27 protein-coding genes are annotated in these 23635 nt (G+C 64.0%); 16 read left to right on the top strand and 11 right to left on the bottom strand.

The window, feature by feature from the left end:
* Positions 1–108: 108 nt before the first annotated feature.
* From ntrB to cynS, 3 genes are read left to right on the top strand one after another with little or no spacing between them, the layout of a single operon-like run.
* Positions 109–951, top strand: coding sequence for a nitrate ABC transporter permease (gene ntrB / locus A3AS_RS0105545; protein ID WP_026201695.1), 843 nt, complete (start codon positions 109–111; stop codon positions 949–951).
* 5 nt (positions 952–956) lie between these two features.
* On the top strand, positions 957–1880 hold the full coding sequence (locus A3AS_RS0105540) for an ABC transporter ATP-binding protein (protein ID WP_018316604.1): 924 nt from the start codon (positions 957–959) through the stop codon (positions 1878–1880).
* 14 nt (positions 1881–1894) lie between these two features.
* The gene (gene cynS / locus A3AS_RS43210; RefSeq protein ID WP_018316603.1) at positions 1895–2383 is read left to right on the top strand and encodes a cyanase; all 489 of its coding nucleotides are present in this window, start codon (positions 1895–1897) and stop codon (positions 2381–2383) included.
* On the opposite strand, the gene A3AS_RS0105530 is transcribed toward cynS, so the two are convergent.
* Entirely contained in the window at positions 2370–3197 is an 828-nt protein-coding gene (locus tag A3AS_RS0105530) for an oxaloacetate decarboxylase (RefSeq protein WP_018316602.1), read from the bottom strand. The genes cynS and A3AS_RS0105530 overlap by 14 nt on opposite strands.
* 111 nt (positions 3198–3308) lie before the next feature.
* Between A3AS_RS0105530 and A3AS_RS0105525 the strand changes: the two genes are divergently transcribed.
* On the top strand, positions 3309–4283 hold the full coding sequence (locus A3AS_RS0105525) for a LysR family transcriptional regulator (RefSeq protein ID WP_049814786.1): 975 nt from the start codon (positions 3309–3311) through the stop codon (positions 4281–4283).
* A 5-nt stretch (positions 4284–4288) separates the two neighbouring features.
* Here A3AS_RS0105525 and A3AS_RS0105520 read toward each other — a convergent pair whose 3' ends face one another.
* Entirely contained in the window at positions 4289–4612 is a 324-nt protein-coding gene (locus A3AS_RS0105520) for a DUF1476 domain-containing protein (RefSeq protein ID WP_018316600.1), read from the bottom strand.
* A 320-nt stretch (positions 4613–4932) separates the two neighbouring features.
* On the opposite strand from A3AS_RS0105520, the gene purC reads away from it, so the two are divergent.
* Positions 4933–5700, top strand: coding sequence for a phosphoribosylaminoimidazolesuccinocarboxamide synthase (gene purC / locus A3AS_RS0105515; RefSeq protein ID WP_173015815.1), 768 nt, complete (start codon positions 4933–4935; stop codon positions 5698–5700).
* A 13-nt stretch (positions 5701–5713) separates the two neighbouring features.
* A complete protein-coding gene (gene purS / locus A3AS_RS0105510; protein ID WP_018316598.1) occupies positions 5714–5956 on the top strand; it encodes a phosphoribosylformylglycinamidine synthase subunit PurS in 243 nt (80 codons plus the stop codon).
* Between the two features lie 104 nt (positions 5957–6060).
* Here purS and A3AS_RS0105505 read toward each other — a convergent pair whose 3' ends face one another.
* Positions 6061–7077, bottom strand: a complete 1017-nt coding sequence (locus A3AS_RS0105505; RefSeq protein ID WP_018316597.1) for a magnesium and cobalt transport protein CorA — start codon at positions 7075–7077, stop codon at positions 6061–6063.
* Positions 7078–7242: 165 nt separating this feature from the next.
* Here A3AS_RS0105505 and purQ point away from each other — a divergent pair, with 165 nt between their 5' ends.
* Both purQ and A3AS_RS0105495 read left to right on the top strand, forming a co-directional pair.
* Complete coding sequence (gene purQ, locus A3AS_RS0105500) at positions 7243–7944, top strand: phosphoribosylformylglycinamidine synthase subunit PurQ (RefSeq protein ID WP_018316596.1); 702 nt, start codon at positions 7243–7245, stop codon at positions 7942–7944.
* Positions 7941–8927 carry a tripartite tricarboxylate transporter substrate binding protein BugD gene (locus A3AS_RS0105495; RefSeq protein WP_018316595.1) on the top strand — a complete coding sequence of 329 codons (987 nt, stop codon included), beginning with the start codon at positions 7941–7943 and terminating at the stop codon, positions 8925–8927. The genes purQ and A3AS_RS0105495 overlap by 4 nt, the downstream gene beginning before the upstream one ends.
* Before the next feature lie 50 nt (positions 8928–8977).
* On the opposite strand, the gene A3AS_RS0105490 is transcribed toward A3AS_RS0105495, so the two are convergent.
* Entirely contained in the window at positions 8978–9367 is a 390-nt protein-coding gene (locus A3AS_RS0105490) for a RidA family protein (RefSeq protein WP_018316594.1), read from the bottom strand.
* A 127-nt stretch (positions 9368–9494) separates the two neighbouring features.
* Between A3AS_RS0105490 and A3AS_RS0105485 the strand changes: the two genes are divergently transcribed.
* Complete coding sequence (locus A3AS_RS0105485; protein WP_049814785.1) at positions 9495–10091, top strand: TetR/AcrR family transcriptional regulator; 597 nt, start codon at positions 9495–9497, stop codon at positions 10089–10091.
* A gap of 237 nt (positions 10092–10328) precedes the next feature.
* A complete protein-coding gene (locus tag A3AS_RS0105480) occupies positions 10329–11066 on the top strand; it encodes a tetratricopeptide repeat protein (RefSeq protein ID WP_018316592.1) in 738 nt (245 codons plus the stop codon).
* A 195-nt stretch (positions 11067–11261) separates the two neighbouring features.
* On the opposite strand, the gene A3AS_RS0105475 is transcribed toward A3AS_RS0105480, so the two are convergent.
* Together A3AS_RS0105475 and A3AS_RS0105470 are read right to left on the bottom strand one after the other, a co-directional pair.
* Entirely contained in the window at positions 11262–12227 is a 966-nt protein-coding gene (locus A3AS_RS0105475) for a DMT family transporter (protein ID WP_018316591.1), read from the bottom strand.
* A gap of 76 nt (positions 12228–12303) precedes the next feature.
* The gene (locus tag A3AS_RS0105470; protein ID WP_018316590.1) at positions 12304–12783 is read right to left on the bottom strand and encodes a PaaI family thioesterase; all 480 of its coding nucleotides are present in this window, start codon (positions 12781–12783) and stop codon (positions 12304–12306) included.
* 184 nt (positions 12784–12967) lie between these two features.
* Between A3AS_RS0105470 and purL the strand changes: the two genes are divergently transcribed.
* Entirely contained in the window at positions 12968–15178 is a 2211-nt protein-coding gene (purL, locus tag A3AS_RS0105465; RefSeq protein WP_018316589.1) for a phosphoribosylformylglycinamidine synthase subunit PurL, read from the top strand.
* A 152-nt stretch (positions 15179–15330) separates the two neighbouring features.
* Here the strand turns inward: purL and A3AS_RS0105460 are convergent, their stop codons facing one another.
* The gene (locus A3AS_RS0105460; protein WP_018316588.1) at positions 15331–16518 is read right to left on the bottom strand and encodes an acyltransferase; all 1188 of its coding nucleotides are present in this window, start codon (positions 16516–16518) and stop codon (positions 15331–15333) included.
* A gap of 205 nt (positions 16519–16723) precedes the next feature.
* Here A3AS_RS0105460 and A3AS_RS44755 point away from each other — a divergent pair, with 205 nt between their 5' ends.
* On the top strand, positions 16724–16897 hold the full coding sequence (locus A3AS_RS44755) for a DUF1328 domain-containing protein (protein ID WP_018316587.1): 174 nt from the start codon (positions 16724–16726) through the stop codon (positions 16895–16897).
* 49 nt (positions 16898–16946) lie between these two features.
* Here the strand turns inward: A3AS_RS44755 and A3AS_RS0105450 are convergent, their stop codons facing one another.
* Together A3AS_RS0105450 and A3AS_RS0105445 are read right to left on the bottom strand one after the other, a co-directional pair.
* Positions 16947–18050, bottom strand: a complete 1104-nt coding sequence (locus A3AS_RS0105450) for an alpha/beta fold hydrolase (protein WP_026201694.1) — start codon at positions 18048–18050, stop codon at positions 16947–16949.
* Between the two features lie 66 nt (positions 18051–18116).
* Positions 18117–18476 carry a DUF427 domain-containing protein gene (locus A3AS_RS0105445; protein ID WP_018316585.1) on the bottom strand — a complete coding sequence of 120 codons (360 nt, stop codon included), beginning with the start codon at positions 18474–18476 and terminating at the stop codon, positions 18117–18119.
* Positions 18477–18652: 176 nt separating this feature from the next.
* On the opposite strand from A3AS_RS0105445, the gene A3AS_RS0105440 reads away from it, so the two are divergent.
* Entirely contained in the window at positions 18653–18889 is a 237-nt protein-coding gene (locus tag A3AS_RS0105440) for a BolA family protein (RefSeq protein ID WP_018316584.1), read from the top strand.
* A 25-nt stretch (positions 18890–18914) separates the two neighbouring features.
* Positions 18915–20108: a low temperature requirement protein A gene (locus tag A3AS_RS0105435; RefSeq protein ID WP_018316583.1), complete on the top strand. Its 1194-nt coding sequence runs from the start codon at positions 18915–18917 to the stop codon at positions 20106–20108.
* Positions 20109–20184: 76 nt separating this feature from the next.
* Here A3AS_RS0105435 and egtD read toward each other — a convergent pair whose 3' ends face one another.
* On the bottom strand, positions 20185–21156 hold the full coding sequence (gene egtD, locus A3AS_RS0105430) for an L-histidine N(alpha)-methyltransferase (protein ID WP_026201693.1): 972 nt from the start codon (positions 21154–21156) through the stop codon (positions 20185–20187).
* 50 nt (positions 21157–21206) lie between these two features.
* Entirely contained in the window at positions 21207–22502 is a 1296-nt protein-coding gene (egtB, locus tag A3AS_RS0105425; protein WP_018316581.1) for an ergothioneine biosynthesis protein EgtB, read from the bottom strand.
* A 239-nt stretch (positions 22503–22741) separates the two neighbouring features.
* Between egtB and grxD the strand changes: the two genes are divergently transcribed.
* Both grxD and A3AS_RS0105415 read left to right on the top strand, forming a co-directional pair.
* Positions 22742–23068 carry a Grx4 family monothiol glutaredoxin gene (gene grxD, locus A3AS_RS0105420; RefSeq protein ID WP_018316580.1) on the top strand — a complete coding sequence of 109 codons (327 nt, stop codon included), beginning with the start codon at positions 22742–22744 and terminating at the stop codon, positions 23066–23068.
* 3 nt (positions 23069–23071) lie between these two features.
* Positions 23072–23623 carry an O-acetyl-ADP-ribose deacetylase gene (locus A3AS_RS0105415; protein WP_018316579.1) on the top strand — a complete coding sequence of 184 codons (552 nt, stop codon included), beginning with the start codon at positions 23072–23074 and terminating at the stop codon, positions 23621–23623.
* Positions 23624–23635: the final 12 nt, after the last annotated feature.

Below are 23635 nucleotides of genomic sequence, written 5' to 3'. Positions count from 1 at the left end.
AGGGAGACGTTTGGCGAAGACTCGTCGTTCGGTATGCCCACCGATTGCGATCGATAGATTCCGCGGTATGGGTCCCGGCGTTCGCCGGGACGACATTGGGAGAGGGAGATGACCAGCTCCTCCCTCCGTCTCCGCGCCGGTCTCGTTTCCATCGCGCTGCTCGCCGCGTTCCTCGGCATCTGGCATCTCGCCACGCGCTCGACGGGCCCCGTCGCCACGATGAGCCCCGAATATGCCAAGCTGATGGGGCTGACCGCGACGCAGGGCAAATCGGCGATGCCGGGGCCGCTCGACGTCGGCGCCAAGCTGTGGGAGCATCTGAGACGGCCGTTTTACGACAACGGGCCGAACGACAAAGGGCTCGGCATCCAACTTGGCTATTCCATCGGGCGCGTCGGCACCGGCTATCTGCTCGCGGTGCTGGTCGCGATCCCGCTCGGCTTCCTGATCGGCATGTCGCCGCTGCTCAGCAAGGCGCTCGATCCCTTCATCCAGGTGTTGAAGCCGATCTCGCCGCTGGCCTGGATGCCGCTCGCGCTCTACACCATCAAGGATTCCTCGATCTCGGCGATCTTCGTCATCTTCATCTGCTCGATCTGGCCGATGCTGCTCAACACCGTGTTCGGCGTTGCCAGCGTGCGCAAGGAATGGATCAACGTCGCGCGAACGCTCGAGGTCGGCACCGTCAGGCGCGCCTTCACCGTGATCCTCCCGGCGGCGGCGCCGACGATCCTGACCGGCATGCGCATCTCGATCGGCATCGCCTGGCTCGTGATCGTCGCTGCCGAAATGCTCGTCGGCGGCACCGGCATCGGCTACTTCGTCTGGAACGAGTGGAATAATCTGTCGATCACCAACGTGATCATCGCGATCCTCCTGATCGGGATCGTCGGCATGCTGCTCGACCAGATCCTGGCGCGCTTCACGCGCATGGTCACGTTTCCGGAGTAGGGGCGATGACCGACAAATTCATCTCCATCGAAGCCATCGCGAAGCGCTATCCGGGCGCCGGCGGTGCCACGACCACCGTTTTCGAGAACCTGTGGCTCTCGATGGCGCGGGGCGAGTTTGCTTGCGTGATTGGGCATTCCGGCTGCGGCAAGACCACGGTGCTCAACATCCTCGCCGGCCTCGATGCGCCGAGCGAGGGCGCCGTCATCGTCGACGGGCAGGCGATTTCGGGCACCAGCCTCGACCGTGCGGTGATCTTCCAGAGCCACGCGCTGTTGCCCTGGCGCACCGTGCTCGGCAACGTCACCTATGCCGTGAGCTCGAAATGGCGCAGCTGGGACCGCGCCAAGGTGAAGGCGCACGCGCAGAGCTTCATCGACCTCGTTGGTCTCACCGGCTCCGAGCACAAGCGGCCGTCAGAGCTGTCCGGCGGCATGAAGCAGCGCGTCGGCATCGCACGTGCGCTCTCGATCACGCCGAAGATCATGCTGATGGACGAGCCGTTCTCGGCGCTGGACGCGCTGACGCGCGGCACGCTGCAGGACGAGGTGCGGCGCATTTGCCTCGAGACTGGGCAGACCGCGTTCATGATCAGCCATGACGTCGACGAGGCGATCTACCTCGCCGACAAGATCTTCCTGATGACCAACGGGCCCGGCGCGGTGCTCGCAGAGGTCGTGGAGAATCCGCTGCCGAGAGACCGCGGCCGCATCGATCTGCACCGCCATCCGCTCTATTACGCGCTGCGCAACCACATCATCGATTTCCTGGTGACGCGCAGCAAGACGTTTACCGCCGAGACACCCGGTCACGATCCGCGGAATGTGCCGCTGGTGCATATCGGCAAGCCCGGCCTGACGATCGCGACCAGTGGTGACGAGCAACGCCAGACCTTGATTCCCGGGACCAGTCCCGGACTGACTGCCTGAAACGGAGACCTGACATGAAACGCGAAGACCTCACCGAGAAGCTGCTCGACATCAAGCGCGAGAAGGGCTGGAGCTGGAAGCACATCTGCGACAAGATCGGGGGGTATTCCGAGGTCCTCATCGTCGGCGCCATCCTCGGCCAGATGAAGCTGACGAAGCCGCAGGCGGCCAATGCCGGCGAGCTGTTCGGTCTGTCGAAGGCGGAGACGGCGATGCTCAACGAGGTGCCGATGCGCGGCGCCGGCACGCCGATGCCGCCGACCGATCCCTTGATCTATCGCTTCTACGAAATGGTGATGGTGAACGGTCCGGCCTGGAAGGCGCTGATCGAAGAAGAATTCGGCGACGGCATCATGTCGGCGATCGACTTCGACATGGGAATCGAACGCGTCGCCAACCCGAAGGGCGACCGCGTCAAGATCACCATGAGCGGCAAATTCCTGCCGTACAAATATTACGGCGCCAGCGGTAACGTGCCGGAATACGGCTTCAAGGAGGAGTGACTGCGGCGAAGGCGGCGCGCAGGTCCTTGATCGGTGCCATCTCGCGAACATAGGTGAAGGAGCCATTCTCCTTCATCTCGCGCGCGCTCTTCAGGAAGGCGGCCAGCGCGTATCGCGACATGGCGCCACCGACGCTGATGCGCTTGACGCCGGCCGCGGACAATTGCGCGAGCGTCAGCGTCGGATCGGCAAAACCCATCACGAGGTTGAAGGGTTTTCCGACCGAGGTCACGACCGTCCTGATCGTGGCAAGGTCGTGGACCCCGGGGGCGTAGAGGACATCCGCGCCCGCCGCTTCGTACGCCTGAAGCCGCCGGATCGTGTCGTCGAGATCGTTGCGCCCGTGGAGAAGGTTTTCCGCCCGCGCCGTCAGCGTAAAGGGAAACGACAGCGAGCGCGCCGTCTCGACGGCCGCCTGCACGCGCTCGACCGCCAGTGAGAAGTCGCAGATCGGCCGATCGCGATCGCCCGTCGAATCCTCGATCGAACCGCCGACCGCACCGGCCTCGGCGGCGCGCCGGATCGCCTCGGCCGCGCGTCTCGGATCGTGCGCGCCGCAGTTTTCCAGATCGACGCTGACCGGAAGATCGGTGGCCTGCGCGATCGCGCGGCAATTCTCGAGGATCTCGTCCAGGCTGACGGTCGAGCTTCCCTGCATGTTGGCAAGGCCGAGGCTCGTGGTTGCGAGCGCCTCGAAGCCGGCCGCGGCGAGCAGTTTTGCGGTGCCGACGTCCCAGGGGTTGGGAATGATGAACGCACCGGGCCGCTCGTGCAGGGCGCGAAATGCTTTCGCTTTGTCCAATTGGCTCGTCATGGCTCGTCTCCGCTTGACCTTGTCTGCCGGCAAGCCTTAGGGGCATTCTCGCCATCCGCCAAATTTGTTATTCCTCTTATAGTCATCAGTTTTTTGCATGAGGTGTCCGCCATGGACAGCGATGCCCTCAATACCTTCCTGACCGTTCATCGCAGAGGCGGGGTCTCGAATGCCGCGAAATTCCTGCATCGCTCGCAGCCGGCGATTTCGCGCCGTATTGCGCTGCTGGAGCAGGAGCTCGGCGTGCCCCTGTTCGAGAGGATCGCGGGCCGTACGCGGCTCAGCGACGCCGGGCGCGTGCTGATCCCCTATGCCGAGCGCGCCGTCGCGGCGGCGCAGGACGCCGAGCAGGCGATACGCGCGCTGACCAAGCAGCCTTCGGGTCCGGTTTCGCTGGCCGTGACCGGCACGCTCGCCGACGGCCGCCTGTCGGGCATCATGAAACGGTTTGCCGCGGATAATCCCGCGGTCGCGCTTGCCCTGCGGACCGCGACCAGCGCGGAGGTCTCTGATCTCATCCGGCGCGGCGAGGCCACGATCGGCTTGCGTTACAATACCGACCTGGCCGGCGATCTCGCCTGTGAGCTGGTGCTGAGCGAGGCGTTGCAGGTGGTCTGTGCGTCCGACCATCCGCTCGCCAACAAGCGCGTCAAGCGGCTTGCCGAGCTTCGCGGCGAGCGCTGGATCGCGTTCCCGGAAACGCGCGGCCGCCGTGAGATCGCAGCGGCTCACGTGTTCGCGCTGTTCCTGACGCAAGGCCTCGGGGACGTGGAGTGGACGGCGGTGGACAGCCTCACGGCGCAGAAGCGGCTCGTGGAGGCGGGCTTCGGCCTTGCGCTATTGGCGCGGAGCCATGTGGCGGAGGAGCTGCATGCGGGAGCGATCTCGACGATCACCGTCGGCGATCTCACCGCGGACCAGCACATTGTCCTGGTGACTCGTCTCGGCGGCTTCCTGAGTGCTGCCGCTCAGCGTCTGCTGGAGACCATCCGCCGCGACTACGCCACGTTCGACGGCCCGGCCAGGCGGGGCGCCCAAAAAAGACCGCCGGCGCGCAAGGTCATTGCGCGCCGGCGTCGGGCCTGAACGTATTATTTCCCCGCCTTCACCTCGGCGGCCGCTACCGCGAGCAGCTCGCTCATCTTGGCGCGAATCGCCTGCTCGGTGACGGCGACGTTCTTGGCGGCGAAATCGGTTGTCAGCTTGCGCAGGACGTCGGCATCGCCGGCCTCCTCGAAGTCGGCCGCGACCACTTCCTTGGCATAGGCTGTGGCGGCATCGCCGGACATGCCGAGCTTTTCGGCCGCCCACAGCCCGAGCAACCGGTTGCGGCGGGCCTCCGCCTTGAATTTCTGCTCCTCGTCGAGGGCGTATTTCTTCTCGAAACCTTCCTGGCGCTTGTCGAACTCGCTCATACCTGTTCCAAATCCCCTGCTGAATGGAGCGGGAGCCTTCCGTTGCGGCGACCCGACTGCATGCCTACATAGATAGCACGAATCGGCAAAACAACGGGCCGTTAAGCCGCAGGCAAGACGGTATAAGTTGGCGCCGGACGGCCGGATCGATTGTGCTCGGTCAGCCAATCGGATAGGTTGCCTGAAGGCATGGTTCCCGTTCTGTTTCCAAGGGTTATGGACGGGTTCCGAGCTGTTCACGGCAGCTCCGCTGTGGGTCGTAATCCTAGTAACCGGAGCACACCAAATACATGGATTTCAACAAAACACGGTACATCCCCATGAGCCGTCGGCGTCGCATTTATGAAGGCAAGGCAAAGGTTCTGTATGAAGGCCCGGAGCCCGGTACCCTGATCCAGCACTTCAAGGACGACGCGACCGCGTTCAATGCGAAAAAGCATCAGGTGATCGAGGGCAAGGGCGTCCTCAACAACCGGATCTCGGAGTACCTGTTTCAGCACCTCAACGACATCGGGGTGCCGACCCACTTCATCCGCCGTCTCAACATGCGCGAGCAGCTGATTCGCGAGGTCGAGATCGTGCCGCTCGAGGTAGTGGTGCGGAACGTCGCTGCCGGCTCGCTGTCACAGCGCCTCGGCATCGAGGAGGGCACCCAGCTGCCCCGTTCGATCATCGAATTTTACTACAAGAACGACCAGCTCAACGACCCCATGGTGTCCGAAGAGCACATCACGGCCTTCGGCTGGGCGACGCCGCAGGAGATCGACGACATCATGGCGCTTGCCATCCGTGTCAACGACTTCCTCACCGGCCTCTTCCTCGGCATCGGCATCCGCCTCGTCGACTTCAAGATGGAATGCGGACGCCTGTTCGAGAACGAGATGATGCGCATCATCGTCGCCGACGAGATCTCGCCGGACAGCTGCCGTCTGTGGGACATCAAGTCGAACGAGAAGCTCGACAAGGATCGTTTCCGCAGGGATCTCGGCGGCTTGCTCGAGGCCTATACTGAAGTTGCAAAACGCCTCGGCATCCTCATGGAGAACGAGCGTCCGCAGGGCTCCGGCCCGGTGCTGGTGAAGAGCTGAGGGGATTTTTGACGTGAAGGCACGTGTCACCGTTACCTTGAAGACGGGCATCCTCGATCCGCAAGGCAAGGCCATCGAAGGCGCGCTGAAGTCGCTCGGCGTCGACGGCGTCGCCAGCGTCCGCCAGGGCAAGGTGTTCGACATCGAGCTCGCCGGCGCCGACAAGACCAAGGCGGAAGCCGCGCTGAAGGAAGCCGCCGCCAAGCTGCTGGCGAATACCGTGATCGAGAATTATCGGGTGGAGCTGCTTAGCTAGGCCCGCCTTTGTAGCCCGGATGGAGCGAAGCGAAATCCGGGGCTATCCGCTATGGCACTTTCCCGGATTGCGCTTCGCTCCATCCGGGCTACGGGGTGGTTCGCTCACAACCACCCGGCGCGGCGAAACCGCCAATACAGCGAGCCGCATGCCGTCAGCATCACGCCGAGCAGCATGAAATAACCGTACTCCCATTCCAGCTCCGGCATGTGCTTGAAGTTCATGCCGTAGATCCCGGCCAGCGCGGTCGGGATCGCGATGATCGCAAGCCACGAGGCGAGCTTCTTCGACACCGCCGTCTCCTGCGCCTGGCCGACCAGCAGGCTGGCCTCGAAGGCGAAGGCCAGCACCTCACGCATGGAATCGATGCGCTCCTGGATGTTGCGGACGTGGTCGGTGACGTCGCGGAACAGCGGCTGCATGGCCTGCCGCACCATCGACAGCTCGTCATGCTCCAGCCGGCGGCAGACCTCCACCAGTGGCCCGATCGCGTTGCGCAGCCGCAACAGGTCGCGGCGCAGCATATAGAGCCGCTCGATCTGGGCCTTGCTGATCGGCTTGGACAGCACGTCGTCCTCGATGCCCTCGACCTCGTCGTGAATGCTCTCGAGCACGGGCGAGTAATTGTCGACGATGAAATCGAGGATCGCATAGAGGATGTAATCCTCGCCGCGCGCGAGTGCCCGCGGGCAGCTTTCGCAGCGTTCGCGCACCGGCGTGTAGGACGTCGAGGCGCCGTGGCGCACCGAGACCAGATAACCTTCGCCGACGAAGATGTGGGTCTCGCCGAAGGCGATGCGGCCCTCGACCAGCTGCGCCGTCCGCGCCACGATGAACAGGGCCTCGCCATATTGCTCGATCTTGGGTCGCTGATGGGCGTGGTTGGCGTCCTCGATCGCCAGTTCGTGCAGGTCGAATTGCTTCTGCACCGCGCCGAGCAGCGCCATGTCGGGCTCGTGCAGGCCGATCCAGACCACGTGGCCGGGCTTGGCCCGCCAACTCGAGGCCTCGCTGATGGCGATATTGGCGATACGGCGGCCATCGACATAGGCGCCGGCGGCGACGACGCCCTCGGTGGACACGGGCTCGGAGTGGGATGTGGGCAGCGACGGGACGTTCATGGCTTCAATCCCGGGCAAGATCGCGGGCAAAAGTGCCTCGGCTATGGCCTGTGTACAAGGCCGTCCGGCAAGGCTAGCACTGGTAAAATCCCCGTCAAATGGCTATGTCTCTTCACGAATTGGCCCTTTGGCCAGCCCGATTCCCATCACCGTCGGAACCCGAACATGAAAGCCGCCATCCTCGTCTTTCCCGGAATCAACCGCGAACGCGACATGGCGCGTGCACTGAGGATGATCTCGGGCAGCGAGCCGGCGATGGTCTGGCACGCCGAGACGGCGTTGCCTGCGGGCACGGATCTCGTGGTGGTGCCGGGTGGCTTCTCCTACGGCGACTATTTGCGCTGCGGCGCCATTGCCGCGCGCGCGCCGGTGATGGACGCGGTGCGCGACTATGCGGCCAAGGGCGGCCTCGTGCTCGGCGTCTGCAACGGGTTTCAGATCCTGTGCGAGTCCGGCCTGTTGCCGGGCGTCTTGATGCGCAACGAGCGGCTGAAATTCATCTGTCACGACGTGCATCTGCGCGTCGAGCGGTCCGACACGCCGTTCACCCGCGGCTACAATGCCGGACAGGTGATCCGCGTGCCGGTCGCCCATGGCGAAGGCAATTACGAGGCGGATGAAGAGACCATCAAGCGGCTCGAAGGCGAGGGGCGGGTGCTCTATCGCTACTGTTCCGCCGCCGGCGTGGTCGACGATGACAGCAACATCAACGGCGCGGCGCATTCGATCGCCGGCATCGTCAACGACAAGGGCAACGTGCTCGGCATGATGCCGCATCCGGAAAACCATGTCGAAGACATCATGGGCTGCACCGACGGCCGCGGCCTGTTCGCCGGCCTGACCGCGCATCTGGAAAAGGCCGCGTGATTTCGTTCGGGCTGAAGCGGTCGCTCGCCGCGATCGCGGCGCTGTCGCTCGCGTCATTTTCGTTCGCAACTGGCGCGTTCGGGCAGGATTATCCCAAGCGTCCTGTTACCATGATCGTGCCGTTCGCGGCCGGCGGCACCTCGGACGTGATCGCACGCGCCGTGGCCGAGCAGATGGGCATCGCGCTCGGCCAGACCATCGTGATCGAGAACGTTGCGGGCGCCGGCGGCTCGACCGCGCTGGCGCGCGCCTCCCGCGCCGAGCCCGACGGCTACACCATCGCGATCGGCAATGCCGGCACCAACGCCGCGACCTACACGATCTATCCAAAACTGCCGTTCACGCCTGACTCTTTCGTGCCGATCGCCATGGTCGCGAAGACGTTTGGCATCATCGCGCTGCGCAAGGACTTTCCGGCGAAGGACCTCAAGGAGTTCATCGCCTACGCCAAGGCCAATCCCGGCAAGATCAATCTCGGCCATGCCGGCGTCGGCTCCTCGAACTATCTGATCTGCAAGAGCTTCGTCACCGCCGCGGGCATCGACGCGACGCTGGTCGGCTATCGCGGCGCCGCGCCCGCGCTCACCGACGCCGTCGGCAGCCAGATCGATGGCGTCTGCGATGCCGCCGCCTCGGTCTCGCAATCGATCAACGAGAAGCTGGTGAAGGGGCTCGTGGTCGGCTCGACCGTGCGGCTCGCCACGCTGCCCGACCTGCCGACGTCGGTGGAGGCGGGCCTGCCCGAATTCGAGGCACAGGGCTGGAACGGCCTGTTCGCGCCGAAGGGCACGCCAGCGGCCGTGATTGCCAAGCTGAACGCCGCAGCGCGCACGGCCGTGGAGACCGACGCGGTGAAGAAGCGCTTTGCCGACCTTTCGACCGTTGCGCCCGATGCAGGCGAACATACGCCGGAGCTGCTGCAGCAGCTCGTGACGCGAGACGTCGAAAAATACCGGAAGATGCTGGCGGACGACGCCAAGTAGCAGGCGGCTTCTGCCGGCTCCCCCGTTGGCGGGAGACGGCTTTGCACGACTCAAGGAATCCGCGCGACGACCTTGATCTCGAAGTCGAACCCGGCAAGCCAATTCACGCCAACAGCCGTCCAATTCGGATAGGGCGCGTCGCCGATCTCAGTGCTGCGGACAGCCATCACGGTATCGATCTGTTGGGCAGGATCGGTGTGAAACGTGGTGACATCCACTACATCGTCCAGCGTGCATCCGGCAGCTGCGAGCACCGCGCGCAAATTGGCAAACGCACGCCGGACCTGGTCCTCGAACACGGGCTCGGGTGAGCCGTCCTCGCGGCTGCCGACCTGTCCCGATACGAACAGCAAGTCGCCGGACCGGATCGCGGCAGAATACCGATGGGCTTCATAAAGTGCGTGACGGTGAGCGGGGAAGATAGCCTCGCGCTGGAGCATGTGGCTGTACCTTTCAAAGGGATCGCGAATTGCCTCGCGGCGCCGGTCGTGACATTGTTCATATACGGTTCGTATGTGAGTGTATCGCTCACATACGAGGCGTATGTCAACAGGAAATGGGTCGCGCATGATCGAGGGAAAACGTGCCGCAGCCATGGCGGAAAATCGGGCCAAGCTCATCCGCGCTGCGCGCAAAGCCTTCGCCACGCAGGGTTATGCAGAAGCGTCGATGGATGAGCTGACAGCCTCGGTTGGGCTGACGCGGGGCGCGCTCTATCACAATTTCGAAGACAAGAAGGGACTGCTCTGGGCCGTCGTCGCGCAGATCGATGGCGAAATGGCGGAACGGCTGCGCGCGATCCGGGAGCAGGCGCCAACCTTGTGGCAGGGCCTGCTCGCAGAGGGCAGTGCCTATATCGAAATGGCGCTCGATCCCGAAATTCAGCGCATCATGCTTCTTGATGGACCTGCCGTACTCGGTGATCCATCCAAATGGCCCGGCGAGAACGCCTGCCTGGATATCACCATGCGAACGATCCGGTCACTGATCGACGAGAAGGTGGTGAAGCCTTTGGATGTTGAAGCAGCCGGGCGACTGCTGAACGGCGCCGCGCTCGGTGCCGCATTATGGGTCGCCGCAGCCGAGGATCCGGAAGTCGTGCTGAACAAGGCCGTGGACGCGTTTCGAGCGCTGGCAAGCGGATTGTTGCTCAAGCCGGCTTGACTGCGCATGATGCAAATGTTCGTGCCCCGCCCTGCGCAGCTCGCGGCCCGACATTAGGCGCGCTGCCGCTGATTCTTGAACCCCCATCGCGTTCAAGACGACTGACTCCTCGTCGCCATCAAGGCGCATGCGTTCGATATCGTGGATTTTCGCGAGAAGGAGCAACTCAAAGTTGTTTCATCGTATGAGTTGCGATATCAGGAGGCTTGCGCTGCCGTTGTGCTGTCCGGATGTCACATGCCCGTCGCTTTGGTCGTTCTGCTGCTCGATATCACCCTGATCTATCACGCCTCGCGAACCGGACGGTTGCGGCCCTGGGCCTTCATCATCCTGATGGTGCCGCTGATGGGCGCGATCGCCTATATCGCGGTCGAGCTCATTCCCGAATGGTTTTCCAGCCCCGGCGCGCGGCAGGCGCGCCAGCGTGTTGCCAACCGGCTCGATCCCGAGAAGCGCTATCGCGAGCTGTCCGACCGGCTGGCCGGCACCGACACCATCTCCAACCGTGCGGCGCTGGCGGAAGAGTGCGCAAATATCGGCCGGTTCGCCGAAGCGGAATCGCATTACGATCACATCCTGAAGCTGTCGATGGGCCACGATCCCGCCTATGCGCTGCGCAAGGCGCAGGCGCAGTTTGCCGCCAGCCGCCCGGCCGATGCGCTTGCGACACTGGACTATCTGCAGAAGCAATGGCCGGATTTCGATTCCGCCGACGCGCATCTGCTCTATGCCCGCGCGCTCGCGGAGGTCGGCCGGCTCGACGAGGCGCTCGAGGAATATCACGCGCTCGCCGGCTACTTTCCGGGCGCTGAAGCGCGGGTGCGCTACGGCATGCTGCTGCAAACGGTCGGCCGCATCGCCGAGGCACGCATGGTCTTCAACGAGCTCCTGATCCAGATGCGGCGCGCGCCGAAATATCTGCGCAAGGCGCAGGCCGAATGGCTGTCGATCGCGGAGAAGCAGATTTCGGCTTGAGCGGTGGCGGCGGGACTCGGCTCCCTCTCCCGCTTGCGGGAGAGGGGTGGGGAGAGGGTATCTCCGCGGTGGGACTCCCCAAGAGGATAGAGCCCTCACCCGTATCGCATCTTCGACGCGATACGACCTCTCCCGCAAGCGGGAGAGGTGATCCCGTGCTGGCCCAGCATCGATTCAAGCCAAGCTCATTGTGCTTCAGCGCAGCTTCAGACGCTCCGCCGGCACCGTCATCGCGGCGACGCCGGTCATGACCAGCACCAGCCCCAGGGCGAGGTTCGACGGCACCCTCTCGCCGAGCAGCAGCACGGAGAGGCCGACGCCGATCGGGATGCGCAAATAGCCTTGCGCGTTCGTGGTCAGCGTGCCGAGCCGGCCGAGGCAGACGTAGAACAGCATCAAGCCCAGCGCGCTCGAGACGATGCCCATGACGATGGTGGCGACGATTGCGGTCGAGGTCGGCTGCAGCGTCCAGGGCTGATCGATGATCAGCGAGGGCGGCAACAGGATGAGGCCGCCGAACAGCAGCGAGCCGGCCGCCACCACCATCGGGTCGTATTCGGAGAGGCGAAGGCCGAAGATCGTGGCGCAGGCAAAGGAGATGGTCGCGAGCAAAATCGCGATTTCCGCCACGATCTCGCTCCCAAAGCCGCGCAGCGCGTCGAGGCCGACGATGAGAATCGTGCCGGCGAGTCCCAAAATCGCGCCGGCGAGCTTGAGCAGCGTTGCCGGCTCATGCCGGGTGATCAGCGAGGTGATCAGGAATGCGAAGATCGGTGTCGTCGAGGCCAGCACCACCGTGTTCGACGCCGGCACATATTGCTGCGACCAGGTGATGATCAGGAACGGAAAGGTCGAGTTGATCAATTGCTGGGTCGCGAACAGCTTCCACGCTTTCGCGTCGGTCGGGACCCTGATGCCGCGCATCCACAGGATCGCGAACAGGAAGGCAGCCGCGATCAGCGAGCGTGCCGAGATGAAGGTGATGGGCGGGATGGTGGGAAGCGCCAGCTTGGCCAGCGGGTAGGTCGAGCTCCAGCAGCAGGCGAGCGCGAGCAGCAGCGCATAGTCGCGCCAGTTGCGCGCGCCGGTGGCGGCCATGGACGGCAACGGCGATGAAACGGAGGCCGCTGAGCGCCCCGCCTCCGATGTGCTCTGCGGCACCTTGTTCCTGCTCCCCGGCGCGATAGCGCTTGCCGGGAAGTCTGGGCGAGGGCGCGTGAAAAGGGAAGGCGCCGAGCTATGCGTTTGGCTGAGGTAGCGCCTTCCGCTTCATCCGCTTGATCGTGCCCGAAAAGGTCAGCAGCACCCGTGTCCCGGACATCATCTTGCCGCGCAGGAAGATCAGCGAGCCGCCGGCGCGGGTGACCTCGCCGGTGCATTCGATCAGCTCGCCCTCGCGTGCCGCGTCGAGGAATTCGCACGCGAAGTTGGTCGTCACCGCCCGGCTGTCCAGGACATGGGTGGCGATCGCAAACAGGGAATAGTCGGCAAAGGCCATGTAGCAGCCGCCGTGGACGTTCCCGGAGCCGTTGAGGTGCTTTTTCTCGACCCGAAAGGCGCTGCGGACGCTGCCGTCCGCCTCGATCCGGTGCCAGAAGGGGCCAACATGGGACTCAAAACTGTCGCGAATCCAGGTCCGCCAGCCCACAAATTCGCCCTCGGTGGCGACGTGGAGGTCGGGGCGGCGGGGCGGGGACGCCTTGGTCAATTCGTGCAAGGAAATGGGCCTTCAATTGCGGGTCTTTAGCCCTTAAATCCGATCCGTCCGCGCCGTGCAATTCCTGTTCCCGCCGTCCCCGCCTGCAAAACGTGGGACAGCGGGAAAATGCGCCAGAAAGGGCTTTCCGGAAGCCCCCGATGTTCCTAAGAACGGCCAAACCGCCGCCGAAAGCCTCGAATCCATGAAGAACGAACCCAAGATCACCCCCGAACTGGTTGCCGCCCACGGGCTCAAGCCCGACGAATACGAGCGCATCCTGAAGCTGATCGGGCGGGAACCGACCTTCACCGAGCTCGGCATCTTCTCGGCGATGTGGAACGAGCACTGCTCGTACAAGTCGTCCCGCATCCATCTCAAGGGCCTGCCGACCAAGGCGCCCTGGGTGATCCAGGGCCCCGGCGAGAATGCCGGCGTGATCGACATCGGCGACGGCCAGGCCGTGGTCTTCAAGATGGAGAGCCACAACCACCCGAGCTACATCGAGCCCTATCAGGGTGCGACCACCGGCGTCGGCGGCATCTTGCGCGACGTGTTCACGATGGGGGCGCGGCCGATTGCCTGCCTGAATGCGCTCAGCTTCGGCGCGCCCGAGCATGCCAGGACCCGGCATCTCGTCTCCGGCGTCGTTGCCGGCGTCGGCGGCTACGGCAATTCCTTCGGCGTGCCGACGGTCGGCGGCCAGGTGCGCTTCCACACCCGCTATGACGGCAACATCCTCGTCAACGCGATGGCGGTAGGCCTCGCCGATGCCGACAAGATCTTCTATGCGGCGGCCTCCGGCGTGAACATGCCGATCGTCTATCTCGGCTCCAAGACGGGGCGCGACGGCATTCACGGCGCCTCGATGGCGTCGGCCGAGTTCGACGACAAGTCCGAGGAGAAGCGCCCGACGGTGCAGGTCGGCGATCCCTTCGCCGAGAAGCTGCTGCTCGAAGCCTGCCTCGAGATCATGGAGAAGGGCTGCGTCATCGCGATCCAGGACATGGGCGCGGCGGGCCTGACCTGCTCGGCCGTCGAGATGGGCGCCAAGGGCGACCTCGGCGTCGACCTCGATCTCGATGCGGTGCCGACCCGCGAGACCGGCATGAGCGCCTACGAGATGATGCTCTCGGAAAGCCAGGAGCGCATGCTCATGGTGCTCAAGCCCGAGAAGGAAAAGGAAGCCGAGGCGATCTTCAAGAAGTGGGGCCTCGACTTTGCCGTGGTCGGCTACACCACGCCGAGTAAGCGCTTCGTCGTCAAGCATGGCGGTGACGTCATGGCCGATCTGCCGATCAAGGAGCTCGGCGACGAGGCGCCGCTCTACGACCGTCCGCATGTCCCCTCCGCCGCGTTGCCGGTCGTGCATGCGCGCGACGTGCCGGCGCCGATGGGCCTCGGGCCTGCGCTGGAGAAGCTGATCGGCTCGCCTGACATGTGCTCTAAGCGCTGGGTCTGGGAGCAGTACGACCACGTCATCCTCGGCAACACCATGCAGCGTCCCGGCGGCGATGCAGCGGTCGTGCGCGTCGAGGACGGGCCGAAGGGCCTCGCGCTCACCGTCGACGTCACGCCGCGCTATTGCGAGGCGGACCCGTTCGAAGGCGGCAAGCAGGCGGTGGCGGAAGCCTGGCGCAACATTACCGCGGTCGGTGGCAAGCCGCTCGCGATCACCGACAATCTCAACTTCGGCAATCCTGAGCGGCCCGAGATCATGGGCCAGTTCGTCGGCTGCCTGAAGGGCATCTCGGAAGCCTGCCGCACGCTGGACTTTCCGGTCGTCTCCGGCAACGTCTCGCTCTACAACGAGACCAACGGCCGCGCGATCCTGCCGACGCCCTCGATCGGCGGCGTCGGGCTCCTCGACGATTTCACCAAATCTGCCTCGCTCGCCTTCAAGGCCGAGGGCGAAGCGATCCTCCTGGTGGGCGAGACCCATGGCTGGCTCGGCCAGTCCGTTTACCTGCGCGATATCTGCGGTCGCGAGGAGGGCGCGCCGCCGCCGGTCGATCTCGCCGCCGAGAAGCGCAACGGCGATTGCGTGCGCGGCATGATCCATGGCGGTACCGCAACCGCCGTGCACGACCTCTCCGACGGCGGTCTGTTGATCGCGCTGGCCGAGATGGCGATGGCGGGCGGCATCGGGGCCAAGCTGCTGGCGGCGCCGACCTCGCTGATCTCGCAGGCCTATTGGTTCGGTGAGGACCAGGCGCGCTATCTCGTCACCGTGCCGGAAACCGAAGCCGGCCGCGTGCTCGCCAAGATGCGCGGCTGCGAAGTGCCCTGCGTGCGGATCGGCACCACCGGCGGCGATGCGATCGCGATCGCGGGCGAAGCGCCCGTGGCGATCGATGCGCTCCGTAAGTCGTTCGAGCGCTGGCTGCCGGAATATATGGGTGGGAAGGCGGCGTAGCGACGCCATCCGTCATTGCGAGGAGCCACCGGGTCCCGCCTTTGGCGGGCCCGATGACAGGCTCCGCGACGACGCAATCCACACTGCTGCCTGCGGTGAGATGGATTGCTTCGCTGCGCTCGCAACGACGATAGGAGGCCGGTGCCGCTTCCTCAAAGCACCTTCGTCGCGCCCGGGATCTGCCGCAACGCTCGCGTCAGCGCCCAGCTCGCCATGACTGTCAGTACAAATCCGATCGTGGCCTTGACGATCGCCGGCAGGCCATAGTCGAACAGCCAATATTGCAGCCACAGTGCGATCGGATAGTGCACCAGGAACATGCCGAACGCGTCGCTCTGCATTGGATCGAGCAGCTTGGCTGAGCCTGATTGCCTGAACCTCTGGAAAAAGGCCAGGATCAGAAACATGATGGCCACGCTGAAGACAGTGAAGCAGATGGCATAGAGCGCTTCATACCAGTCCGGCAACGGCGACGGGTTGCCCAGTATTTCGCGCTTGATAAAGATCAGCACCCACAAGAGGCAATACGGAACGATCGCCAGCACCATCCAGTCCCAGCTGACCTTTGCCATCCGGCCGTCGACAGCGAGCAGCCCGCGATCCATTTGCGCAACGCCGATGCCTGCACCGAAAAAGAAGTAGGTCGCGTAGAGCATCACGCGCCCGTGCTGGACCGAGAACGGCCCGAACTCGAACCAACTGCTTGGTCCGAAGTGAACCCTCCCGGGAATGTAGAACGCCGCGGTGACGGCAAGCATGACCGCGAAGAACACGGCGGGCCGACGGCGACCGTATAGCGAGAGGCGATTGATCGGATCGAGCAGATTGGGCGACAGCCGGTGCAGCAGGCAGGCAACCAGGTCGAAAGCGAACAAGACCCAAAGGAACCAAATCGGCCCGCTCGGCCACGGGCCCTTCGTGACCATATTCCACCAGAATTCCGAAAAGCCGATCTCGGGATGCTGCCGCAGGGAGATCGCGTAGTAGGCGAGCGGAATGACCGTAAGGGCGCAGATCGCGAAGGGTAAGCCAAGCCGAAGCAGGCGATCTGCCAAATAGCTCCGTGCTCCCTTCCGGGCGATGCCAGACCAGGCGAACAGCCCCGACAGGAAGAAGAACATCGCCATGAAGAAACTGTCGGTGGCGAGCACGATCATGTCGAAGCCGAAGAAGTACTTCGGATCGGTATGACCGAAATAGGTATAGGGGATCACCGCGTGATGCAGCAGCACCACCAGAGTCAGGAAGGTGCGGGCGCGATCAATCGCCAAATTGCGCGCCTTGCTCTTCGGCGCGGCATGCACCTCCGCGCCGATCGTCGCTGAATCTGCCATCGTCATCTTGGTCGCCCCCGCACTCCTGCCCCGGGCTGGACTGTGCCGCCGCGAGCCGGATTCAGCAAGGCTCGTTTGCGCGGTAGTTGAGCCCCACTTGAGCCCGACTTGGGTCCTGACACCCGTAGGAACCAGTTCCGCGCAGCGAAGTTAGCGTCCGCCGAAGGGAAGGGCTGACGGCCGCGACAAGCGGCACAATTCGGAGCTGGCAATGACGATCCTGAAATGGGCGCTGATCTTCCTACTTGTCTCGATCGTGGCCGGCGTGCTCGGTTTCACCGGCATCTCGACCGTCTCCGCCGATATCGCCCGCTTCCTGTTCTACGTCTTCGTCGTGATCTTCCTGGTGCTGCTGATATTGGGGCTCACGATCTTCAGGGCGTAGCGGGCAGTAGGTCGGACCGGAACGGGCGCCGGCCCCCCGGCGCAGGCCGTCAATGGCTTGCGAACGGTCTTATGCGAGCCACCAGCTCCGCCAAGAACTCATCGGGGCGATCGAACGGAATGAAATGGTCTCCGCCGCGAACCCAGACGAATTCCTTATGCGGGGCCGTGATCAGGTTGAAAAATTGCTCGGCGGGTCCTCCCGGCGTCACGGCGTCTGCATCGCCCTCGATGAAGAACATGGGTATTGAAAACTCGAACCCCATTGAGGCCATGTCGCTCTGAAACATCGGCCCGTTCCGTCCCGTCAGGTACTTTGCCGAGAAGGCGGCGCCCTTCCGCCAATTGTACAGATCAAGCAGCGAGACGTCCGGCATGAAGAGCGGCGGGATGGGACCGGCCAATTGGAAGCCGTCGGCGAGCGGCAGACCCAGCACATTGCTCCATTTGTCCGCAATCAGGCGATTCTCCGGGGTGAGGACCGGCTGCGAAGCGATCGGCGCCAACTCGGCCAGAGCCTCCTTGTTGTTGGCCGCTGCCGCAAGCCGCTGCAGGCGCGCGATCGTGAGCTCGAAAGCCTTCTCGAAGGTCGCCCTGCCGACCACCTGGCCCGTGCCGACATAGGCCGAGAACAGATCCGGACGTTGCGTCGCCATCCGAATTCCCAGGAATGAGCCCCAGGAATGCCCGACCAGGACGATCTTGTCCTTGTGCAAATGCGTGCGCAGGTACTCGGCCAATTCGATGCCGTCTTGCGTCATCCGCTCCAGTGTCATCGTGGGGCCGAGCGCGTCTCCAGCCGCGCCAAAGGTGCGTCCAGTGCCGCGCTGGTCCCACTGCACGACGGTGAAATGCTTCTCCCAGGCGCGCCAACCCGAGGAGATCGGCAGGGTGGAGCCGCCGGGGCCGCCGTGGACGAACAGGAGAACCGGGTTATCCCGATCCTCGCCGCGGATTTGAATCCATTGCTTGATGCCGCCGATCTCGATGAACTCTCCCTCCTGCACGCCGGCAGGAGAGCGGATCGCGAGAGTTTGGGCAGCAAGGTGCTGACGATAGGCACGAAAACCCAGCCCGGCAGCAGCGAGCACAACAAGGATGCCGGACAATCCCAGCAACGAGACCCCAATCAGTCTTGCGGCCCGGCGCGGCATCTCGTGCGCCTTGTGTCGACTGGAAGGAGGCGATCCAGGATCGCCCCGGCGTCACAGCGCGTGCGCCTACCCCACTTCCTCGATCTTCACCTTATCCGGATAGAAGGCGAGATGGCCGGAAATCTCGCTCATCGCGGGAAAGGGCGTCTCGTAGGTCCAGATCGCATTATCGAGCACCTTGCCGTCGGCCTTGACGCTGTAATAGCTCGCATCCCCCTTGTAGGGGCAGTGGGTGACGCGGTCGGTACGCGCCAGCAGGGCCATGTTGGTGTCCTCCCGCGGCACATATTGCACCGCCGGATATCTGGCCTCCTTCAGCGTCAGCGCCTTGCTGGTTTCGGCGATCACGATGTCGCCCGCGGTGACACGGACGCGGCGGGGATTTGGGGTGATGGTGATGGGATGGTCGGGCCCTGGAAGCTTCATGATTTCACACCTTTTCGATCAATCTGCCGCGCGCGGCACTTTGTCGTGCCTTTATCCTGATGGGATCATGGATATAGTGCCGGAAAGCGTGACGCAGAAGTCCGTTCACGCTAAGTTTGGCCCTGCCGGAGAGGGGACCCCGGCAGCGATTCGAGACCAGAAGGAGCAAGACCCGAATGCCCATGGACGCCCACGATATCGAGGCGATGATCAAGGCAGCGATCCCCGATGCCGAGGTGACCATCCGTGACCTCGCCGGCGACGGCGACCACTATGCCGCGACCGTGATCTCGGAATCTTTCCGCGGCAAATCCCGCGTCCAGCAGCACCAGATCGTCTATCAGTCCCTGCGCGGCCAGATGGGCGGCGTGCTGCACGCGCTGGCGCTGCAAACCGGCGTGCCGGGCGCTTGATCTGATCGCGCGACGGGGGACGACGATGGCTGCGGACAATTCTCGCGGCGCGATGTTTCGCGTCATCGTGCCGAACCAGCACAGCCGCGTCACCAATGTCGAGCTGTTCTTCGACCTCGTCTTCGTCTTCGCCGTCACGCAGGTGTCGCATACGCTGCTGCACCATTTCACGCCGCTCGGCGCGGTGCACGTCACGGTGCTGTTTCTCGCGGTATGGTGGGTGTGGGTCTACACCGCCTGGGTCACCAACTGGCTCAATCCGGAGCTGACGCCGGTCCGCGTCATGCTCTTTTTGATGATGCTGGGCGGGCTGGTGCTGTCGACGACGATCCCGACCGCCTTCGACGGGCGGGGTCTGTGGTTTGCGATCGCCTACGCGGCGATGCAAATCGGGCGCACGGCCTTCTGGCTGTTCGCGACGCCGCGGCATCGGACCGCGGTCCGCCACAACGCGATCCGCATTCTGACCTGGCTCGCGATCTCCGCGGTGTTGTGGATCGCAGGCGGCCTGTCCGAAGACGAGACGCGGCTATGGCTGTGGATTGCGGCAGTCGCCTGGGAGTACGTCTCGCCGGCGGTGCGCTTCTGGGTTCCGAAGCTCGGCTTCTCGTCGGTCGAGGCCTGGGCCGTCGAGGGCGGCCACATGGCCGAGCGTTGCTCGCTCTTCGTCATCATCGCGCTCGGCGAAGCCGTCGTCGTCAACGGCGCGACCTTCGCCGAGCTGGACTGGACCGCGGACAACATCATGGCCTTCGTCTCCGCACTGGTCGGCGCCATCGCGATGTGGTGGGTCTATTTCCACAAGGGCGCCGAGGCCGGCTCGGAGCGGATCTCGAAGTCCACCGAATCCGGCCGCCTGGCGCGGCTCGCCTATACCTATCTGCACACGCCGATCATCGCCGGCATCATCCTGACCGCGGTCTCGGACGAGCTGGTGCTGAAGCACCCGACCGGCCATTCCGACGTGCGCACCATCGTGAGCACGATCGGCGGGCCGCTGGTGTTCCTGATCGGCACCATCCTGTTCAAGCATGCGATCCGCGGCTTCCTCCAGCTCTCGCACGGCATCGGCATCATGCTGCTGCTGTTGCTGTGGTGGTTCGCCGCCGGCCTCCCGCCGCTCTGGCTGTCGGTCGCGACGACGGTGATCATGATCATCGTCGCGGTGTGGGAATCGGTGTCGCTGGGATCTGCTCCGGAAGAGGCCGAGGAGCACTGACCCTGGAGCGGTCTGAGCAAGCGTCTCGAAGGATGCGCTGCGGGGAAAGCGCTCTCGCGGAGAGCGGCCGCAGCGTTTACTCCGCCACTTCCAGCGCATGCACCGAGAACATCTTCGCCGCATCCGTCCAGCTCTCGCGGACGCGCCAACCCGCGCCCTGTGCCAGCGCGGCAAAACGCTCGATGCTGTATTTGTAGCTGTTCTCGGTGTGAATGCTTTCGCCCGGGCGGAACGAGAAGCTGGTGCCGAGCAGGCGCACGGTCTGGCTCTTCTTGCTGAACAAGTGCATCTCGATGCGGTGCCGCTCGCGATTGTAGATCGCGCGATGGGTGAAGGCGGAGAGGTCGAAATTGCCGCCAAGCTCGCGGTTGATCCGCACGAGAACATTGAGGTTGAAGCGCGCGGTGACGCCGGCGGCGTCGTTATAGGCATCGAACAGCACGCGCTCATCCTTCTCGAGGTCGGCGCCAATGATCATCTGCGCGCCCCGGCCCAGGATCGCGCGTGCGCTCTTCAGGAAGGCCTGGGCTTCATGCGGCTCGAAATTGCCGATGGTCGAGCCCGGAAAGAAGCCGACCTTGGGCATCGAGGCGACCGCCCTCGGCAGCTCGAACGGCGTGGTGAAATCGGCGGTCACCGGATAGATGCCGAGCGACGGGAAGTCGCGCTTCAGGCCGTTCGCCTGCGCTTTGAGGAAGTCACCGGAGATGTCGACGGGGACATAGGCCGCGAACCTGCACTGGTTGAGCAGCAGGCGGACCTTCGTGGTCGCGCCGGCGCCGAACTCGACCAGCGCGGCGTGCTCCGGAATGATCTTCGCGATCTCGCTGCCACGATCCTTCAGGATCGAGAGCTCGGTCCGCGTCGGATAATATTCCGGCAGGCGCGTGATCGCCTCGAACAGCTCCGATCCCGTCGCGTCGTAGAAATATTTCGGCGACAGTGTTTTGGGCTGCTGCGAGAGGTCCTTGATGGCCTCGCGGGCGAAGGCGGTGGTCTGTTCGTCGGGAAGATGGGCTTCGGCCAAAGCGCTGGCGTGCACATTCATGATACTCTCCTGAACGCGCTGTCCGGCGCGCATCTGTCGTCGGATGAGAACTAGTCGTAATCGGCGAGCCGCAGTCCCGTGAACTGCCAGCGGTGGTGCGGATAAAAGAAGTTCCGATAGGTGATACGGCTGTGGCCTTCCGGAGTTGCAAGCGAGGAGCCTCGCAGCACCAGCTGGTTGACCATGAACTTGCCGTTGTACTCGCCGAGCGCGCCTTCGATGGCGCGGTAGCCGGGATAGGGCGCGTACGAGCTGCGGGTCCACTGCCAGACGATGCCGAAGGCGTCGTTGAGTTGGCCGGCGCGGGCCGCGACCTCCCACTCCATCTCGGTCGGCAGATGTTTGCCGGCCCAGCGCGCGAAGGCGTCGGCTTCATAGTAGCTGATATGGCAGACCGGCGCGGTGGGATCGACCGGCTTCACACCGGCCAGCGTCATCACGTGCCACTGGCCATCGATCTCGCGCCAGTAACCCGGGGCCTGCCAGTCTTCCTTGCTGGCTGCGGCAAAGCCGTCCATCAGCCACAGCGTCGCACGTCGGTATCCGCCGTCCCGCATGAAGGCCAGCCACTCGGCATTGGTGACCAGATTGCGCGCGACCCTGACCGGGCCGACGAGGGCGCGATGCGCCGGCTTCTCGTTGTCGAAATGAAAGCTGTCGTCGACATGGCCGACGGTGTGGATACCCTCGTTCAGCGTCAGCCAGTCGTCGCCAGCGCGCGTCGCGGCCGGGAAGCGCCAGTCCGGGTCATAGGCCGGATAGACCGGGTTCTGCGCGAAGGCGTGCAGGACGTCGGTGAACATCAATTCCTGGTGTTGCTGCTCGTGGTTGAGCCCGACCTCGACCAGCGGTGCGATCGCGCGAAGCTTGTCCTCGACGGTCTCGCGGAAGAATTTGACGACGGCCGCATCGACATAGTTGCGATAGGCGCCGACCTCGTTTGCGCTGGGACGGGTGATGTCGCCACGATGATTGCGGGCATGACGCGGGCCGGCGCTGACGTAATAGGAATTGAACAGGAATGCAAAATCGGGGTGGAAGGGCCGGTAGCCAACCGCGTGCTCGCCGAGCAAAAATTGTTCCCAGAACCAGGTGGTATGGGCCCGGTGCCATTTCGTCGGGCTCGCATCCGGCATGGACTGGATCTGCTGGTCCTCCGGCGAGAGCGGCGCGGTCCGGCGTTCGGTCTCGTTGCGGACGGCGAGAAAGGCGTCTTCCAGCCGCTGGGCGAGGTTACCGGCAGAGGACAGTGACGAAAGCGAGGGGGCGGCCGTAGCGGAGGCTTGTTTCGTCACGTTTTTCTCCAGACAGGACAAGAGAACGTCGTTGGCGTTGCCCGGTTCCAAAACCGAGGTTTGTCCTAGATAGGGGCTCCGTTACGGTATGAAAGTCCTCCCAGGCGATGATATTGATGTCATCAGCCTATGGATCCGGCTGGGGGGCAAGCCGGCCAGCGGGGCATGTCGCCGCCATTTTACTTTGGATGCACAACGGTTTGGGCTACATATATAGGCAGGTATCGGGTTAGATCGGCGGAGCCAGCCCGAATTGATTGGTGGGGGCTCCGCCCCAGAAGGACACGGAAATGAGCATCGAGGAATTCATCGCCAACGAAGTGAAGTCGAACGACGTGGTTCTGTTCATGAAGGGCACGCCGCAATTTCCGCAGTGCGGTTTCTCCGGCCAGGTCGTCCAGATCCTCGACCATATCGGCGTCGGCTATAAGGGCCTCAACGTTCTCGAATCCGCCGAACTGCGCAACGGCATCAAGACCTTCTCCAACTGGCCGACCATCCCGCAGCTTTATGTGAAGGGCGAGTTCGTCGGCGGCTGCGACATCGTCCGCGAGATGTTCCAGGCCGGTGAATTGCAGCAGCTTTTCACCGAGAAGGGCGTCGTCGTCGCGGCCTGATAGGTGACCCAGCTGACGCGCCGGATTGGCGGCGCCGAGCTCGAGGTCATTGTCGCAGACATCACCACACTGAGCGTTGACGCCATCGTCAACGCGGCCAACACGTCGCTCCTTGGTGGGGGCGGCGTGGATGGTGCGATCCATCGGGCGGCGGGGCCCGATCTGGTCGCCGAATGCCGCATGCTCCACGGCTGCGAGACGGGCGATGCCAAGATCACCAAAGGCTACCGGCTCAAGGCTGCCCATGTGATCCACACCGTCGGACCGGTCTGGAATGGCGGCACGTTCGGAGAGGACGATCTGCTCGCGTCCTGTTATCGTCGCTCGATGGAGCTGTGCGGGAAGCACAAGCTGACCTCGGTGGCATTTCCCGCGATTTCGACCGGCATTTTCCGCTTTCCAGCCGACCGGGCCGCCGATATCGCCGTTCGTACCACAATCGAAGGGCTCGCTTTGGCGCCGTCCGTGGCCCGCGTGGTGTTCTGCTGCTTCGCCGAGCCGAGCGCCAAGCTCCACGCCGAGGCGCTTGCGCGACACGCCGGCCCTTGTGCCTGATGGCGCGCTCAG

The sequence above is a fragment of the Bradyrhizobium sp. WSM2793 genome, assembly GCF_000379585.1.
In the GTDB taxonomy this organism is placed as follows: domain Bacteria; phylum Pseudomonadota; class Alphaproteobacteria; order Rhizobiales; family Xanthobacteraceae; genus Bradyrhizobium.
This window is presented reverse-complemented; position numbering and strand designations above follow the sequence as displayed.